General features: G+C 35.0%; 19 protein-coding genes. 7 read left to right on the top strand and 12 right to left on the bottom strand.

Annotation, left to right across the window (positions count from 1 at the left end; genetic code table 11):
• Window positions 1-89 precede the first annotated feature (89 nt).
• Both AC3B6B_RS07285 and lpdD read right to left on the bottom strand, forming a co-directional pair.
• Window positions 90-761 (bottom strand): MBL fold metallo-hydrolase, encoded by a 672-nt coding sequence (locus tag AC3B6B_RS07285; protein ID WP_489758031.1) that lies wholly within the window; start codon window positions 759-761, stop codon window positions 90-92.
• Between the two features lie 240 nt (window positions 762-1,001).
• Entirely contained in the window at window positions 1,002-1,421 is a 420-nt protein-coding gene (gene lpdD, locus AC3B6B_RS07280; protein ID WP_489758030.1) for a prenylated flavin chaperone LpdD, read from the bottom strand.
• Between the two features lie 275 nt (window positions 1,422-1,696).
• Between lpdD and AC3B6B_RS07275 the strand changes: the two genes are divergently transcribed.
• The 5 genes from AC3B6B_RS07275 (at window position 1,697) to AC3B6B_RS07255 (ending at window position 5,241) form a co-directional block, all read left to right on the top strand.
• The gene (locus AC3B6B_RS07275) at window positions 1,697-3,169 is read left to right on the top strand and encodes a UbiD family decarboxylase (protein ID WP_489758029.1); all 1,473 of its coding nucleotides are present in this window, start codon (window positions 1,697-1,699) and stop codon (window positions 3,167-3,169) included.
• Window positions 3,170-3,176: 7 nt separating this feature from the next.
• Window positions 3,177-3,740, top strand: a complete 564-nt coding sequence (locus AC3B6B_RS07270) for a UbiX family flavin prenyltransferase (protein WP_489758028.1) — start codon at window positions 3,177-3,179, stop codon at window positions 3,738-3,740.
• 175 nt (window positions 3,741-3,915) lie between these two features.
• Complete coding sequence (locus tag AC3B6B_RS07265) at window positions 3,916-4,104, top strand: helix-turn-helix domain-containing protein (protein ID WP_489758027.1); 189 nt, start codon at window positions 3,916-3,918, stop codon at window positions 4,102-4,104.
• Entirely contained in the window at window positions 4,070-4,717 is a 648-nt protein-coding gene (locus AC3B6B_RS07260; RefSeq protein WP_489758026.1) for an XRE family transcriptional regulator, read from the top strand. The genes AC3B6B_RS07265 and AC3B6B_RS07260 overlap by 35 nt, the downstream gene beginning before the upstream one ends.
• Before the next feature lie 98 nt (window positions 4,718-4,815).
• Window positions 4,816-5,241 carry an SRPBCC family protein gene (locus AC3B6B_RS07255; RefSeq protein WP_489758025.1) on the top strand — a complete coding sequence of 142 codons (426 nt, stop codon included), beginning with the start codon at window positions 4,816-4,818 and terminating at the stop codon, window positions 5,239-5,241.
• Between the two features lie 146 nt (window positions 5,242-5,387).
• On the opposite strand, the gene AC3B6B_RS07250 is transcribed toward AC3B6B_RS07255, so the two are convergent.
• From AC3B6B_RS07250 to AC3B6B_RS07225, 6 genes are all read right to left on the bottom strand, one after another.
• Window positions 5,388-6,260: a GNAT family N-acetyltransferase gene (locus tag AC3B6B_RS07250; protein WP_489758024.1), complete on the bottom strand. Its 873-nt coding sequence runs from the start codon at window positions 6,258-6,260 to the stop codon at window positions 5,388-5,390.
• Between the two features lie 296 nt (window positions 6,261-6,556).
• Window positions 6,557-6,856 carry an MTH1187 family thiamine-binding protein gene (locus AC3B6B_RS07245; RefSeq protein ID WP_489758023.1) on the bottom strand — a complete coding sequence of 100 codons (300 nt, stop codon included), beginning with the start codon at window positions 6,854-6,856 and terminating at the stop codon, window positions 6,557-6,559.
• 133 nt (window positions 6,857-6,989) lie between these two features.
• The gene (rpe, locus tag AC3B6B_RS07240; RefSeq protein WP_489758022.1) at window positions 6,990-7,649 is read right to left on the bottom strand and encodes a ribulose-phosphate 3-epimerase; all 660 of its coding nucleotides are present in this window, start codon (window positions 7,647-7,649) and stop codon (window positions 6,990-6,992) included.
• 42 nt (window positions 7,650-7,691) lie between these two features.
• Window positions 7,692-8,435 (bottom strand): DeoR/GlpR family DNA-binding transcription regulator, encoded by a 744-nt coding sequence (locus AC3B6B_RS07235; RefSeq protein ID WP_489758021.1) that lies wholly within the window; start codon window positions 8,433-8,435, stop codon window positions 7,692-7,694.
• A 73-nt stretch (window positions 8,436-8,508) separates the two neighbouring features.
• Complete coding sequence (locus AC3B6B_RS07230) at window positions 8,509-9,912, bottom strand: PTS transporter subunit EIIC (RefSeq protein ID WP_489758020.1); 1,404 nt, start codon at window positions 9,910-9,912, stop codon at window positions 8,509-8,511.
• 17 nt (window positions 9,913-9,929) lie between these two features.
• Window positions 9,930-10,865 carry a sugar phosphate isomerase/epimerase family protein gene (locus AC3B6B_RS07225; RefSeq protein WP_489758019.1) on the bottom strand — a complete coding sequence of 312 codons (936 nt, stop codon included), beginning with the start codon at window positions 10,863-10,865 and terminating at the stop codon, window positions 9,930-9,932.
• 319 nt (window positions 10,866-11,184) lie between these two features.
• On the opposite strand from AC3B6B_RS07225, the gene rpiB reads away from it, so the two are divergent.
• Together rpiB and AC3B6B_RS07215 are read left to right on the top strand one after the other, a co-directional pair.
• Complete coding sequence (gene rpiB / locus AC3B6B_RS07220) at window positions 11,185-11,682, top strand: ribose 5-phosphate isomerase B (protein WP_489758018.1); 498 nt, start codon at window positions 11,185-11,187, stop codon at window positions 11,680-11,682.
• Between the two features lie 73 nt (window positions 11,683-11,755).
• The gene (locus tag AC3B6B_RS07215) at window positions 11,756-12,775 is read left to right on the top strand and encodes a LacI family DNA-binding transcriptional regulator (RefSeq protein WP_489758017.1); all 1,020 of its coding nucleotides are present in this window, start codon (window positions 11,756-11,758) and stop codon (window positions 12,773-12,775) included.
• 12 nt (window positions 12,776-12,787) lie between these two features.
• Here the strand turns inward: AC3B6B_RS07215 and AC3B6B_RS07210 are convergent, their stop codons facing one another.
• From AC3B6B_RS07210 to AC3B6B_RS07195, 4 genes are all read right to left on the bottom strand, one after another.
• The gene (locus tag AC3B6B_RS07210; RefSeq protein ID WP_489758016.1) at window positions 12,788-14,728 is read right to left on the bottom strand and encodes an FtsX-like permease family protein; all 1,941 of its coding nucleotides are present in this window, start codon (window positions 14,726-14,728) and stop codon (window positions 12,788-12,790) included.
• Entirely contained in the window at window positions 14,725-15,483 is a 759-nt protein-coding gene (locus AC3B6B_RS07205) for an ABC transporter ATP-binding protein (RefSeq protein WP_489758015.1), read from the bottom strand. Before AC3B6B_RS07205 ends, AC3B6B_RS07210 begins: the two co-directional genes overlap by 4 nt.
• Window positions 15,484-15,565: 82 nt before the next feature.
• Complete coding sequence (locus AC3B6B_RS07200) at window positions 15,566-16,567, bottom strand: sensor histidine kinase (RefSeq protein WP_489758014.1); 1,002 nt, start codon at window positions 16,565-16,567, stop codon at window positions 15,566-15,568.
• Window positions 16,560-17,246: a response regulator transcription factor gene (locus AC3B6B_RS07195; RefSeq protein ID WP_489758013.1), complete on the bottom strand. Its 687-nt coding sequence runs from the start codon at window positions 17,244-17,246 to the stop codon at window positions 16,560-16,562. Before AC3B6B_RS07195 ends, AC3B6B_RS07200 begins: the two co-directional genes overlap by 8 nt.
• Window positions 17,247-17,839 lie beyond the last annotated feature (593 nt).

The raw sequence follows: 17,839 nt of genomic DNA, 5'->3' as shown, positions 1-17,839 counted from the left end.
AAAAAAACTAGCTTGCTCTTTTCAAACATCAGAATCTAAAAATCTATTGCTTATTATTCCAGGATCCTACTTACTTTTTAACAAGTATGTTACTTAAATTTTAACAAATGCTTTTGATTAGGACGTTCTCGAAAATTAATAAACTGCGCTAAAGTTTTAAATCGTAAATAAATATTGCGTTCCTTAATATACTGTAAACTACAGCCAGGCTGACGCCGATAAGTATGGCCCGGATAAACTAATAAATCCGGAGCTAAAGCCTTGATGCGCTGCAAAGAAGCAAACATTTCCTGATTAGCTTGATCATAGTCACCACACAAGCCACAGCCTTCCACAAATAACGTATCTCCCGTCAACAAATACTGGTCATTAATCACAAAACAACTGGAACCTACCGTATGCCCCGGAGTTAACAAACACTTAATCTGTACGTCAGCAAACTGATAACTTTGTTCATTCTCAAATGTCGTCACTGCAATCGTTGGCTGGCGTCCTTCTTTAAGCCATTGCTGCCATTCTAGCTTAGCAACATACAAGTGACAGTTAAAATGTTGTTGTAAAAAAGGCAATCCTTCCACGTGATCGTGATGCCGATGGGTTAAAAAAATAGTCAAAGTTTGACTAGTATTTTGCTGTAAGAGCGGATAACTTTGTTCAATATCAGCTGGCGGGTCAATTACCAACAGCTGGTCAGTTTTAGTTTTGATAATGAAATAATTGTTTTTACCCCAAGAGGTACTTTTTTGTATTAAAAATTGCATGCTTTGAACCTACAATCAAAAATTTTGTGACAGCTTACTTTTTATATTATATACCCTTAATATACATTACAAATAAACCAATAGTGATAATCCATAAAATTATTAATAATATTTTGTCTGTATAATTCATAGAATGACTTTCCTTTCAACAAGATCTATCAGCATCAATAGTTTAAGTATATCATCGATAAATTATTGCCAATCAAAAAATTATTTTTTCAAATGTTGACTCCTCCGCCATTATTGAGGACGTTCATCTCTTCCGTAATATTGTGGTTCAGTGACGTTCAGATTTGTATTATCCAACCATTTCTTTAACCGTTGTCCTAATTCAACGGTCATAGGCCCGGTTGCTTGTAACTGAGCTTGACTAATGTGATTAACATGCACGCCCGCCGAAACAACGCCAACTCCCGGTAAACTGGCCTTGATAATATGAATAATTTGCCGCGCAAGGACACCATCTTTATGTACTCGTCCATCATGACTAGGAAACGCTTGGTTCGTTATTTTTCCCGTTTGGTCAATCATGGTCAGTGCTCCAATATGTGGATGATCGCCACCAGTTAAATTAACCAAGAGATCCTTACCGATAAATTTTGCTTCAATTTGCAACGAAAAGTCTAACCGTGTAACTACAGAAGTATATTTTTTAGTCATTTTCATTCTCCTACCCAAGTCATTGAATTTTATCACTGCGCTCTTTGTCAAAAAATCATAACTGAGCGTCAAGCCAAGTTTAATTATGTTATGCTATTCTAGCACGGTAAAATCATCGAGTTCAAATTGATCTCTACTGACCATAATTATTATAATAACTGTGAAGATCAGGTCATATTTGAAACAATTAAAACTTGACACGAAATCACTACTATGAACTAACAGCAAGTGCAAACTTTATTAATCATAAATTATTCCCTAGGAGTTGATGATACATGACTAAAGAAAAATGGGATCTACGCAAGGTTCTCTCCGAGATTCACGATGATCCGCAAAATTATCATGAAACTGATGTTGCGGTTGATCTAAATGCGGAATTAGCCGGTGTTTATCGCTATATTGGTGCCGGCGGTACAGTTGAGCGGCCTACGCAAGAAGGACCAGCCATGATGTTTAACAATGTGACTGGTTTTCCCGATACCCGTGTCTTAATTGGTTTGATGGCGAGTCGCAAAAGGGTCGGTAAAATTTTACACCATGACTACAAGACGCTAGGTAAAATGTTCAATGAAGCTGTTTCACAGCCAATTGCCCCTGTAGTCGTAGCTGAAAAAGACGCTCCTGCTCATGAAGTTATCCATCGCGCAACCGATAAGGATTTTGATATTCGCAAATTAGTGGCTGCCCCCACCAATACTCCACAAGATGCTGGCCCATATATTACCGTTGGGGTCGTTTTGGGTTCTAACATGCAAAAAAGTATGTCTGATGTGACCATCCACCGGATGTGTATCGAAGGTAAAGATACACTAGGAATTTATATTATGCCTGGTGGTCGCCACATTGGGGCCTTTGCCCAAGAATATGAACAAGCAAATCAGCCCATGCCAGTTACGATTAACATTGGACTTGATCCAGCAGTCACGATTGGTACTACTTTTGAACCACCAACAACCCCCTTAGGCTACAATGAATTAAGTGTGGCCGGTGCCATTCGCCAACAACCAGTCGAATTAGTTAATGGCGTTTCCGTGGATGAAAAGGCCATCGCTAGATCCGAGTATACCCTAGAAGGATATATCATGCCTAATCAACGGATTCAAGAAGATATTAATACCCTCACTGGTAAGGCTATGCCTGAATTTCCAGGTTACGACGGCGATGCTAATCCCGCAGTGCAAGTAATTAAAGTAACTGCCGTGACTCATCGTCAAAATCCAATCATGCAAAGTGTCATTGGCCCCAGTGAGGAACATGTTAGCATGGCGGGAATCCCCACCGAAGCTAGCATCTTGCAATTAGTGAATAAAGCCATTCCGGGCAAAGTACTCAATGTTTACAATCCCCCGGCAGGCGGTGGCAAGCTAATGACAATTATGCAAATTCACAAGGATAATGAAGCGGACGAAGGAATACAACGACAAGCAGCTTTATTAGCCTTTTCAGCGTTTAAAGAGTTAAAGACCGTCTTTTTAGTTGATGAAGATGTGGATATTTTTGATATGAACGACGTTGTTTGGACAATTAACACCAGATTTCAAGCTGATAAAGATCTGATGATATTACCAGGAATGCGGAACCATCCATTAGACCCTTCTGAACGGCCAGAATATGATCCCCAGTCAATTCGTTTTCGCGGAATGAGCTCTAAATTGGTCGTTGATGGTACTGTTCCGTTTGATATGAAAAAACAATTTCAAAGAGCACAATTCATGAAAGTTCCTGACTGGAAAAAATATTTGGAGTAAATACCTAATGAAAAGAATCGTTATTGGAGTAACTGGAGCTTCGGGGACAATTTATGCAATCGACCTTTTACAAAAGCTCCAGCAAATTACTGACGTTGAAACGCACTTAGTCATGAGCAAATGGGCCAAACAAAATTTAGCCTTAGACACTGATTACCAGCTCAATGATGTCACTTCCTTAGCCGATTATGTCTATGATAATCGTAACCAAGGAGCAAAAATTGCTAGTGGGTCCTTTTTAGTTGATGGTATGGTCATTGTACCAGCTAGCATGAAAACCGTGGCCGGAATTGCACACGGCTTTTCAGACAATTTGATTGGACGCGCCGCCGACGTCATGTTAAAAGAACAACGTAAGTTGATTGTCGTTCCTCGTGAATCGCCGTTAAGTACCATCCACTTAGAAAATTTAACTAAACTATCCCAACTAGGAGTACAGATCATTCCTCCTATCCCTGCATTTTATACACACCCTTCATCAATCCAAGATCTGCTCGACCATCAATCAATGAAAGTTTTAGATGCCTTGGGCATTCCAAACGAATTCTCCCAACGCTGGAATGGCAAATAGTTCTGATAATCATCATCAATCTTATATTTTGACTCTCGAATCTACCAAAGAAGCTGCAGTCTTTCAATTAAGATTTTGCTGCTTTTTTTGTGTTTCAAACAAGAAAAGCTTACGTGCAGCCACTATTAACAATAATGTCAAATAACAACTTTACTTTTACGAAAGGCTTTTTACTATGGAAAATTCCTTAGGACCATTAATCAAAGCTGCCCGCCAAACAGCTCACCTCTCACAAAAACAAGCTTGCCTCAATATCTGTAGTCAACCAATGCTCTCAGCCATTGAGCATGATCGTTATACTCCTAACGCCCAATTACTCTTCGCTTTATGTGACCGGCTACAAATCAACCTCTTACGGCATTAGTGCCGATCAACGGCTCAATCAAACTTTGGAACAATTATGTAATCAACATAAATATCAAGAATTAGCTAACTTCTTAACCAAGTCCACAACTATTAATCAAGTTGGTACTATCTTACAAGAACAGTCATATTACTATTATCTAGGTGTTGCTCAAGTCAATACCCAACAACTTGACGAAGGCTTACAAAGCTTAAAATTAGCCCTGGCTGAATTGCAGCCTACCACTAACCCCACCACTTTGACTCGCTTATGTCACATAGCTTTAGCTTATACCTACTCATGCAAATACAACTGGCAGCTAATGAAAAACTATCAAAAATTAGCCTGGCAAAATTTTGGCGCTGCTCCTTATGAAGAGAATTTGAACATTATTGGTTATTTGACGGCTTTAATGACTTATAATCAAGCTGATTACGTCAAAGCTAGTCAGCAATTGACCCAGGCCATTGCCTTTATTACTCAGAATAACTCTCATTATATGTTGCTAAATTGTTATTATTTACTAGCTCAGAGTGCGGAACATTTAGAGCAAAAAAATCAAGCTCAAGAAGCTCGTTTACGCCAAAATATTTTGGCGGAATGGTTCCCTGAAGATTTACACCATGTCAATTAAGATTCTGAGATAAGAACTAATTAGTTTTTATTAGTATTATTATTTTTGTCAAAAATTGATTTCTCCTATACTGAAAGCATCACAAGGAGGAAATTATTATGAACCAAGTATTATTTTCAAACATGGCTTTAGCTCAAGCCAACTTAGCAAGTGTGCATCATATTTTGGATCATCCCCAAGAGTTATTACAGTGGGTGCCAGAAATTGATACTGTCCAAATGGGAGAAGCGTCCGATCGCTTTCAAATCAAGCGCGCCGATTACGCTTTAAATGATCAAGAAACCATTCAAGTGATGGTTACTCCAGCACAAGTGAAGTATCTCAGCAGTCAAGGGCGTTTAGCCTATCAATTAATCTTTAACTTAACAGAACAAAACAAGCAAGTACTAATTCAAGAAGAACTAAGTGTTGACCCCCAAGCAACTAAGCACTTACCTATAAAGTTATTAACGCCAGTTGCCAAACATGCTTTTCAAACTAATTTAGCCAACTTAGTCCAGGTCATCGAACAACAGCCTGGATAAGTTAAAACCCAAAAAGGAAACCTTCGTTTAATAATGACGAAGCGTTTCCTTTTTAGTTTGGTTTTAAATCATTGAACTCATAGCAATTAAAATTAAGCTTTTTAACTTATGCTGGGCTGTCCTAAAAAATTGTATTGCCGATTATTTTAAACAATTAGGTCTGTCAAATATAGTATTTTAGTATCTTGGATAAACCCGGCATTCTTATAAAGCTGCAATGCCGGTAAATTATCACCCATTACGCCAATAACACACCGTTTATTACCTAATTGCTTCAGCTTTTGTAAAATCTGAGTAATAAAAATAGTTCCATATCCTTGTTTTTGGTATTGTGCAGCTATAAATAAATCAAAAAAATAATATTCAGTTTCAAAATTAATAGCACAATACCCAATAATTTGATTATTTTTATGCAAGACGTATTGGATAATATTGGTATCTAAAAAACTATTGCGAATATAATTTTCACTAATCGTTGAATCATTATCAAAAACTATGCTTTCCATTTTAGAAACAGTAGATATCTCCGCATCAGTTAGTTCTGATGTAAAAATATTTTCATCAAACTTTACCGAGTGGAACTCTTTTAAATCCAAACTTAATTGATATTCCGTATTAGAAATAGATAATTGGTTGTGTGTCAAAAATTCAGGATAATTTTTTAAAAAGTTTTGTTCCGAAATATATTCCCATTTAGTGTAATTATAATTATGCAAAATTTTCTTAACATAGGACAATAATTTTGTTGCCACCCCTTGTTTCCGCGCATCAGGTAAAACATTAATATAAAGATCTACTATACCGTTACTTGGTTTTTCATCCGCATAGATCATAACCATACCAACCAATTTTTGCTTTTGATAAGCCAATAAAAAAGTTGGCATATCCGGAAAAAAATTAAATTGATTACTCAGATAAGGATCACGAAAAGTATGATCATATTGATGAACCTTCTGTAACAATTGCTTTACTGCATTGATTTGCTCAACATTTAATTTCTTCAAAATCTTAATATCCATACAAACACCCTCTATGCGTATACATTAAATTTTGTAAAATCATCACATTTAACTCATTTTTAATAATAACGGTTATTGTATATTAACTTTCTTCAGAAATAAATTAAGTATGGGATAAAAATTTACTTGAATCTTTTCTCTTTATAGGTAGCTTTAAAATAAGACGGGCTAATACCTCATTCTGGATCTAATATAAAAGGACTGATTAATTAGTATACGAGCTTACCCATATCTAAATTAATCAGTCCTACTTAAAAATCTTTATCTCAGAATCAAACAGACACTTCTGTATTCAATTAACCTTCCAATTTATGATGAATTTTCTGTAGTTTCGTTTCAATTGTGTCCGTATGACCTGGTCGAATATCAGCATTTAGCGAAACATAAGCTCTAATTCCCTGATCAGTTAAGGTTTGGACTGCCTTTTGTACAGTAGCCATCACTTCGGACCATTCGCCTTCAATCTCGGTACCCATTGCTGTTGTTTTATACGTCAAACCAGAAGCTTCAATCACACCGATAATATCATCAACGTAACCACTTAAATGCTCACCAACGCCCAAAGGCGCAATTGCTACTGAAATTAAAGTATTCATTCTAATGTCTTCTTTCTAAGAACTTTCTATATAAGTTATTATAGCATCATTTTAGTATGATAAAACTGCTTAAGAGAGAATCGTATGCAACACGCAGAACAGCTTACAGATACTCTATTTAAGATTTTTGTTGTTATAGCCATGCACGAGTTTTGTGTACGTTTTGTGTTAAAGAGCTTCCGGAATGGTAAATAGAACTGGTTCCGCCAACAAACCAATCAGCTCCCGAAGCTACGCAGCGTGGTATTGTTTGTTGGCCTAAATTGCCATCTACTTCAATGGCAACATCTAATTTGGCAGCTTGGATTTTCGATTTTAATTGTTCAATCTTAGAATACATTTCAGGAATAAATTTTTGACCAGCAAAACCGGGATTCACAGTCATTAAGACTACATAGTCAACTACTGGCAAAACATAATCTAGCACATTCAAAGGGGTCGCGGGATTAATCGCCACTCCGGCTTTCATACCAGCATTTTTGATAGCTACCAAAGTTCCTTGCAAGTTATTGGTTGCTTCAGCATGGATGGACATCATATCAGCACCAGCTTGTTGAAATAAAGTTACAAAACGCTCCGGTTGTTGGACCATTGTGTGAATATCTAGCGGTTTAGTTGTTAACTGCCGCACTGCTTGTACAAAGTCCGGACCCAAAGTAAAGTTGGGGACAAAACTACCGTCCATAATGTCGATATGATAATAATCAACACCAGCAGTATCCAATTCTTGTACATCACGAGCTACATTACCTAAATTGGTACACATTAAAGATGGTGCAATTTTTTTATTCATCTCTTAACCTCCGCCAAGAAGTTAAGCAGCAATATTATTATATTAATTTTTAGGAACAATAAACGGCACATATTGACTTAATGATTGATCCTTTTTGTCTGAAATTAATGTAACATCAGCTAGATCGAAAACGTGAACTGTCGATATTCTATGAAATTTACTACTGTCGCAAAGAAGATAAGTTTTCTGTGAATTATTCTTTACAATTCTCTTTTTCTCTGCTTCATTGATGTTTGGAGTAGTTACACCCTTGTTCTCATCAATTCCATTTGCACCTAAAAAAGCACAATCAAAATATAAATTCTTTAAATTATTGCGCGTCAAGCTTCCACTTAAAGAAGAAATAACTGGATTATAGTAACCGCCTAATAAAATAATATCAGCTTGAACTTCATTATTAATATTCAAAACTTTAGTATTAGTAGTATAGATAGTTATCTTTTGGTCAATAATTTCATTTAACAAAAGAGCATTATTCGATCCAGAATCAACATAGACACTATCGCCAACAGAAATTTGTTCAGCAGCTAATTGAGCAATTATCTTTTTTTTCTTAGAGTTTAAAGAAGTTTTTCTTGCAATTGAAAGCTCACCAGTTGGCGATGTCATCGTAAAAGCTCCGCCTGATAAATGCTTAATTTTACCATCAACTTCTAGCTTCTTTAAATCTCTTCGGAGAGTAGATCCCGAAACATTAGAAAAATCTTGTTGTAATTCATCAAACTTAACTATTTCTTTATTGGATAGATAATCAATAATTTCTTTTTGTCGTTCGTACGGGATCATTTATGATTTCACCTAGTTATACATTAATATTTAATTCTGACCACATATTAATGATAACATTGATGCTGAAGTTTTAACTCAATTTTTCAGTACGCTGGGTAAACAAATAGCCTAAAATAGCAGAAACAATAAAGGAAATTCCTAATCCAATAATGGCATTAATAAAATTACCAGCATGCTTCGTAATGAAAGCGGGACAAGTTGTTACACTACCAAACACAAATGCATTCGTAACTACTTTCGTCAAACCAAGATATGCACCTCCGACCATGCCACCAATGATTTGCGAAAGCCACAGTTTTCTGTTTTTTACTAATAAACCAAATAAGGTTGGCTCAATAATTGCTGATAAAGCAATGGTAATAAATCCAGTTAATGCAAAACCACGTAGCTTCGGATCTTTGGCTTTCAACCAAACGCCGATAGTAGTTCCAATGACTGCAAAATTGCAGGCAAACGTCCATGGACAAATATAATCAAATCCATAATTAGCTATATTATTAATCATAATCGGATTAACAGCCCAATGAATCCCCATACTTACAAGTACACTCCAACCGCCACCAACAACCAATCCTGCAATAGCGCTACTCTTGCCGATTAACCAATTAACCAGTGCAGCAATAAATTTGCCACTGTAAACACCAATCGGTCCAATCACAATGATTGTTAGCGGTACCATTACAAGCAGAGAAATTAATGGCAATAAGACTAACTTCAAATTTTCTGTAATGTGCTGATCTAACCATTTATATAAATAAGAATATGCCCATATACTTAAAATAATTGGTACAACTGTAGAATTATAATTCATTAAAACTGCTGGTATCCCAAAGAAATGTGTAATGAATCCGTTTCCCGTTTTTCCCATTAACGAAATTAAATCTGGATAAAGTAACGAAGCACCAATTAAAGCTGAGATATAAGGACTTGCACCAAAACGTTTAGCTGAAGTAAACGCTAACAAAATTGGCAAGAAATAAAATACACTCATAGAAGCTGCATATAAAATGACATAAGTTCCGGATTTTTCTTTGATCCAACCAAGTTGTGTACATAAAATTAATAAACCACGCAAAATTCCCGAACCTGCCAAAGCTGGTAATAATGGTGCAAAAATGGCTGAAATGGCCGAAAAGATTCGTGATATAATACTGCCTTTTTCTTGATTGCCAGCTTCTTTTTTTACATCATTATTCACATTATCAGTCTGATTTCCTGATTGAAGTTGAACTTGTTTTTCAAATTCTGAATATAATTTGGGAACCTCGGTTCCGATCAAAATTTGATATTGACCAGCTTGATATACGACATCAATCACTCCGGGCAAGTTCTTAATTTGTTCATCTTTGGCCAAAGATCGATCTCGCAAATTTAACCTTAGGCGTGTGGCACAATGTGACATGTTACTAACATTAGTAACACCACCGACATTTTTTAAAATACCAATCGCAGTTTGCTTAAAATCGGTTGCCATAGTTAATTCTCCCCCTTTTATTTAGGATTGTTTAAAAAACTTAGCAATAGTTTTTGGATTTGAATTGGATCACTTTGTTCAATAATTGATTGAATTTTATCAATACCAACTTCAGTAATCATTTGATCCAATTGATGAATCATTTCAATATTTTGTTGACACTCTGCTGCACTATCTTCAACTACCGGAAAAGTATCAAAATAAATAACTCCATCGTAATTATGCTTTTTTAAATAAAACATAAATTCTAACGTTTTAAATGGACTGGATGTGGCTATCATTAATCCATCATCATTTAATCCATATCCATCATTTAAATGAACTCCGAATAATTGTTTCCTTCCAGCAAAAATATCAGCCGCCATTGCTGGATTTTCGTGTTTCATCAACATGTGGCAATAGTCCAATGTCACACCAAAATTCTTGCGATTAATTTCATGTAATAACATTCCATCCATGCCCAAACTATCAGCAAAGGCATAAGCTCTAGGTTGAAAAGGCTTATATTCTAGACTAAATTTTAAATCTGGAGCGTAATCACACATTTTTTGAAATGCGGTAACTATTTTATTCAACATTTCTGAATAATTAACTTGGAAACTATAGTCAAAGCCATCATGTGCCATCCAAACTGTCACTATTTGCCCACCAGCTGCTCGACAAAAGTCGGCTGCTTGTAAACAAAGATTCAATGCATCCTCTGACAATCGCGGATCAGCATTTCCCAAATCGCCATTAACAAATTTGTCGTTAAATCTCATCTCTAATCCATTAAGCTTCAAATTATTCTTTACTAGTAAATCATGAAGAACTTCTGGTGTAATATCTTGCACCTGTTCTGGAAAATTGACATCCACATATTCCAAACCTAATTGAGAAAAATTTTGTAAAGTTTCACTTAAACTCAACCTTTCTTTTTGTCGAAAAGAATTTACTCTTGATGCTAACTTCATTTAAAATCCCCCTTTTTGTGTTCAAGCCGAGTATATCACCACATTTTTTCATTATCAATCATTTTTTATCATAAATTATCATTTATTTTCAGTGAAACAAAATTGACCATTTAAAACAAAGTGAAGGATTTTCTTGAGAAAACGTTTTCTCTATTATTATAATACTTTGTTTTTTTTAAAAACAAACCAAATCATCAATAATTGTCTTAAACAGCTAATTTGTAGCCAGACTTGAAATCAATAATAGAAAGATATATCATTCTATCTGAGAAAACGTTTGTTCAAAAAGAATGTATTTTTACTACAAGGAGGTTCTTTAATGACTAAAATTGCTTTTGGCTCTGACCATGTTGGCATCGAATTAAAGCCAATTATTATTGAGTATGTAAAATCTTTAGGCTATGAAACAATTGATTTAGGTACTTATACAAAAGAAAGAACTGATTACCCTATTTACGGTAAAAAAGTCGGTGAAGCAGTTGCACAAGGAAAAGCTGATTTAGGAATTGTTATCTGTGGTACGGGTGTAGGAATTTCCTTAGCTGCCAACAAGGTGGCTGGTATTCGTGCTGCTTGTGTGAGTGAACCATATTCCGCTGAATTATCTCGACGTCATAATAATAGTAACGTCTTGGCTTTTGGCGCCAGAGTGATTGGTAGTGAACTAGCGAAAATGATCGTCAAAGCTTGGTTAGAAGCACAGTATGAAGGTGGTCGTCATCAACGAAGAATTGACGAATTAATCGCCGAAGATAAAAGAAATAATGAACTTTTTCAACAAATAGTTAATTCAACTGCTAAAAAATATCAAGACTAACCAAAATAAAAAACTTTATGCTAAAGTAGATTAATATGCTTAACATAAAGTCTTTTATTTTGGAGTTACTAAAATGACAAATCAAACCAAAGTTTCAATTAGAGACATCGCTAAATTAAGCGGTGTTTCCGTTTCCACGGTATCACGGGTGATTAACAATAACGGTCGCTTTTCAGAACAAACCCGAAAAAAAGTTCTTAAAGTAATTAATCAATATCATTATCAAACTAATACTGCTGCTAAAACTTTACGCATGAACAAATCTAATACCATCGGCATTTTGGTGCCAGATCTTTCAAATTCCTTTTTCGCAGATTTAGTTGAAAACATCGAAAAAATTTTATTTCAAAATAATTATGCTACAGTAATTTGTGATACTAATAAAAATATACAGCGAGAAAATACCTATTTACAAATGTTAGAAGCAAAATTAGTTGATGGAATTGTCATGATCTCAGGTCAGCAATTAGATAATGATATTCATATGAATATATCGACACCTGTTATTTATATTGATCGTAACGAAAACACCAAAAACATTTACGTTGGTTCTAATAATGAGCAAGGAGCTCATCTTGCTACAAAGCATTTGATTCAAGCCGGCACCATTCCCGTAATGTTCACTTCATCCAATCAGAAAATTTCTTCTAATAATGATCGTATTAAGGGATATCGTGAAGAGATGTTAAAAAATAATTTCGATCACAGTCAACAAATAGTTATTGATATCAAAACTGAACGTCAAAAAATTAAGCAGCGAGGAATTGAAATTCGTAGTATTTTACGTAATCTGATGTCCAAAAAAAAACTACCCTTAGGAATTTTTGCAATTAGTGACACCATTGCTGCCGAAGTTATTTTAGCAGCTCACGAATTAAATCTTAATATCCCACAAGATTTAAAAGTAATTGGGTTTGATGATGCTCCGATTGCCCGCTATTGTTACCCGCAATTAACAACGATTAAACAAAACACCGCAGCTATTGCTCAAAATGCCAGCAACTATTTATTACAACTAATTCAAGGTAAATTAGACAATTCCGATATTACCAAAATTGTTGATGTTCAGTTGATTGAACGAGGAACTGTTTAAATTGTAGGATGATTAATCTGTCTCATTTTTCTTATTAGAACAATTAACGATATTAGTATAAACTTTCGCCGTAATTCCATAGATTATTCCGTAATAGGCAGCCACTAATACTATCAGCGTCAATGAAATAATGGCAAGTAATTTAAAGCTATAAACAAAGAGCATTACTAAGACGCTTTTTATTGCCGGCAATGCAAAAAGTAAATTAATAATAGCTCCAATCAACGGTAACATAAACAACAATAAAATTTGACTATGAATAGCTTTTTTAGTTTCTAATTTACTCAGTCCTACTTCTTGCATAATTAGAAAGCGTTTTTGATCAGCATAACCTTCTGACAATTGTTTATAATAAATCAGTAGGGCCATGACAATAATCATACTTAAGCTAATTAAACCACCAACAAACAAGACGCTGCCTACTAGCGAATTCATATATTGCTCCATTTGTACTTTAGCCGAATATTTATCACTATCCAATTTTAGTAGTGATGGTATTTGGCTTGCAAATTTTAATTTATGCTTTTGTGCCCCTTGAATATTTTGTCCCTGAACATATAACCAAGGTTGAGGATTAATCTGATGTGCTACTTGCTGATTAGCTGTAATAATAAAAATTGGTCGATAAATTGAACGCTGATAACTAAATCCTAACTTAAATTGTGGAATAACTTTAACCTGATAACTTTGCTGATTGAAATTCAAAGAATGCTTTAAAGCTAAATTATCAGCTGAATACACTAAAATTTGGTGCTTTTTTAAATGCAAGGAAGTTTTTTGAATTCTATTATAATCACTAACACTAATTGTACTGACTTGATAAATAATATGCATGCCACCAGTCATTGGACGTAGTTGTCCATCTTGAATCACCGACGGTATTGGAGTAGTCATTTGCATTTGCTCTGATTGTCGTAAATTAATTTGATTTTGCTTAGCTGCCCGGTGCAATATTTGTTGTTGTTGGTACGAAAATGGATGCTGTTGAACCAGCATTAAATCGGCGGGATTATAAGTGTTAACTAACTTTTCTTTACCTAAATATAAGCCAGTGCTCCCCACCAAACTGACTAAGATAGCACTACACAATAAACAGATAGAAGCCAAACTTAACGCGTTTTGTTTCATTCGGTATGATAATCCAGATAAAGCAATAAAATGTGACGGCTGGTAATAAAAATGTGGTCGTTGCTGTAAAAAATTTAATATCCAGACGCTGGAAACTAAAAAGACCAAGTAAGTTCCCAAAACAACAAATACTACTGCCACTAAAAATTGTGAAAGTGAAGCAACCGTAGGTTTGGTTTTAACAGCCAGATAGTAACCTACCGCTAAGAGCAACACACCTAAACCACCTAATAAGCCATTACTTCTAGGCTTAACTTCGACCTGATTAGTTTGTTGCCATAAAACTACCGGTTGTAATTGACGAATTTTCCAAAAGTCACTGAGTAATAGCCATAAAAATAGCAAACTAAAAATTGCAATAACGACTAACAAACCAGTTTGCGAAAATTGTTCAACAATTGCTTTGGTTTGGAGCAGATTACATAAAATCAAGAAAAATAATTTGTTAAACACTAAGCCACTAACTAAACCACCTACCAAACTAACAATCAATAAAAATAAGACTTCGATTGTTAGAATTAAATTCAAATCTTTAGTAGCTAAACCTAACATTTTATACAATGCTAACTCATGAACCTGTTGTTTAATCAAAAAACGATTAACATAAATCATTAAAAAAAGAGTTAATAAAGTAACAAAAACGGTACCCAAGATCATTAAATAAATGGTTTGTTGACCCAACGCCAACTTGTTCAAACTAGTATTAAAACAGGTATTCCAAAAAATATAATTGACGGCAACCAAAGTAATACTAGCCAAGATAAACGGTCCGTATTGTTCACGGTGGTGCGTTAATGCATGCCCAGCCAATTTAAAGTGAATCATTGCTGTTCACCTCCAACCAGTAAGGTGGCACTTGCAGTGATTTGTTGCAAATATTGACTAGCAGTTTGATTACCGCGAAACAGTTCATGAAAAATCAAACCGTCTTTAATAAATAAAACGCGTTTGGAATGACTGGCAGCCAAAGCACTGTGCGTGACCATTAAAATAGTTTGTCCTTTAGCGTTAACTTGTTCAAATAAATCCAACAATAATTCAGAATTATGTGAATCCAAGGCACCTGTAGGTTCATCAGCTAAAATTAATTGTGGTTGTGTGATTAAAGCCCTTGCTGCTGCCACTCTTTGTTGCTGCCCACCAGATATTTCGTAAGGATAGCGCTGCAATAAATCAGTAATTTGTAAAACCTTAGCCAGTGGTTGTAAGCGCTGTTGTAGAATTTTAGGTTCAGTTTTAGCTAGTACCAACGGTAATAAAATATTGTCTTGATTATTAAATGTATTAAGTAGATTAAACTTTTGAAAAACAAAACCTAAATGTTGTCTACGATATAAAGCGGCTTGATTTTCTGTTAGTTGAGCTAAATTTTGCTCATTTATTTGAATGAAACCACTAGTTGGCTTATCTAAAGTAGCAATCAAATTTAAAAGCGTTGATTTGCCAGATCCAGACTCACCCATTATCGCTACATATTCCCCCGCTTCAACTGTCAAAGAAATATCTTTCAAAGCTTGTACTTCAACTTGATGAGGTTGTGTAAACTTCTTTTGCACATGCTGTAATTGTAATAAACTCATCGTTTACCCTCCCTAAGTTATTCGATAAGTTTATTTTAAAAAGCTTTCACTTTAACAACAAGTTACAATCCCTGCCGTTAAGTTACAATTTCGCAACCTCTTTAATTTGATCTACTGGAAAAATCAGACTAACTACCGTTCCTTGCTGATATTTGGACGATATCGTTAACTGGTCGTGAAACTTTTGACTAATTTGTCGGGCCAAATATAACCCCATTCCTGTTGCATTAGGATTATTCCGGCCATTAACTCCAGTAAATCCGGCTTCAAATACGCGTGGCAAGTCACTAGCCACAATCCCAATACCCGAATCAACAACCCTTAAGCAATTGTGTTCCCAAACCAATTTAATTTCACTTCGATCGTCCGAATACTTCCAAGCATTAAAAATTACTTGTTCCAATATTACTTGCAGCCATTTAGTATCTGTCAAAACCTGAACCGCTGGAACTTGAATACGTGGAGAAATTTGGCGTTGAATAAACAGCGGCGCAAATTTTTGTAAAACAGTTTCTATAACTTGTGTCAAGGAGACCCAATTAAAACGTAAATCATGTGTTAAATTTAAAAAACGATCATAATCTAACATCGAATCTAATTGCTGCTGAATCAACTTGGTTTGCGTTCGAACCGCGATAGTATTCAGCTGCTCAATACTCTCACTCATTAATAACAGATCCGTAACTGGAACTTTGATTTCATGAGCCCAATGTATTAAATAATCTTGTTGATACTGAGCCTTTTGCTTTTGCACTTTTTGGTCAGACTTTACTTGCTGCTGCAAAGTTTGTAATTTGTGCAATAAAAGATAGTTTTCCCAATCACTAGCCGATAAATCTTGAAACAATGTTGGCTGGGAAAAATCTGTTTGCTGCAACTTTTGCCCCTTACGCCACTGATAATAAGTTTTCAAACCGCAATAGACCCCTACAAATAGTAAACTAAAGCGAATAAAATCACCCAAAATAATTATTGGTAAATGATACAAAACAAATAAAATACTTAGTAAAACTAACAAGCCACAATAGCTCAGTAAGCTTAGCAATGCCGGTTTAATCAAGAGCCACATTTCCTTTTTATTCATAAGCACATAACCGATAGCCACTACCAGGTTCAGTTACAATATATTGTTGCAGGTCAATTGGCTTCAGTTTGCGGCGCAATCGGCTAAAATTAACTCGCAAAGCTTGCTCATCCAAAAACAGACCTCCCTGCCAAAAAGTCTCCAAAAAGTGTTGCGTAGAAATTACTTGATTAACATTTAAAAATAATAATTGTAAAATATCGCCTTCAGTCGGTGACAAATTAACACGTTGCTGGTTAAAAACTACTTCATTTCCTAAAGTGTAAAGAGTATAAGGTCCAAACTGTAATTGACCACTTTGAACTTGTTGATCATAAGTCTGTAATCGCCGTAACATCGCTTGAACTTTAGCAAGTAAAATGCTAATCGTAAAAGGCTTAATAACATAATCATCTCCACCTTCAGCTAATGCTCGCAACATACTGGTTTCTTGATCAATAGCTGACAAAAATAACAATGGTACTGTCGAAATTTGACGTAACTGTTGTGCCCAATAGAAACCATCAAAATATGGCAAATTAATATCCATAATAACCAAATCTGGCTTTAATTGTTTAAATTCTGCGATAATCTTTTGAAAATCTGAAACGCCAACTACTTTCAACGACCACTTAGCGAAGTTTTTTATTACGGTTTGCAATAAAGTATTGTCATCATCGATCATCATAATTGTTTGCATCTGGATTGCCTCTCCCCCAAACTTAAGTATTAACGTGATAATTAGCTTTAATTTACCATAAATTGACTAAAATTAACTCTGAATTAACAAATATCTTTCTTAGAAATCTTTCCGCAAATTCATAATGTATTTAAACTGTCATAACAATTTTTAATTTCTAGTCATTTTTCCGTAAGATTTTCTTTAAATTTCACCAAAACAATGAGATCTTATATGATATAATTTTAATCGGCAACTCGCCCCGTAAGGGGGTGATACCGTGTTTCAGACATTTTTCGTAACTGTTGTTGCACCGATTATTGTTAGAGTAACAACACAAGTGCTTGTTGATTGGTTACACAGCAAGCATAAAAATAGCTGAGTTGCTAAGTAACTACACATAAAAAAGCCATTCCTATCTCCAGTAGGAATGGCTTTTGTGTTATACCATGTTAGACACTTTTCGTACTTACAAGGATAGTATATCATAATTGTGTTAATATTCAAATTAACCAAGCTGCCTCTTTATCATATAAGTATCTTTTATACTATCTACTAAAATTAGTTTTTTCGTTAAAAATTTGTGATAATCTGTTTCTAACCATTAAAATTTA

The sequence above is a fragment of the Bombilactobacillus sp. ESL1197 genome, assembly GCF_058107145.1.
Note: the sequence above shows the minus strand (reverse complement) of the source record. Positions and strands in the feature narration are given on the sequence as shown.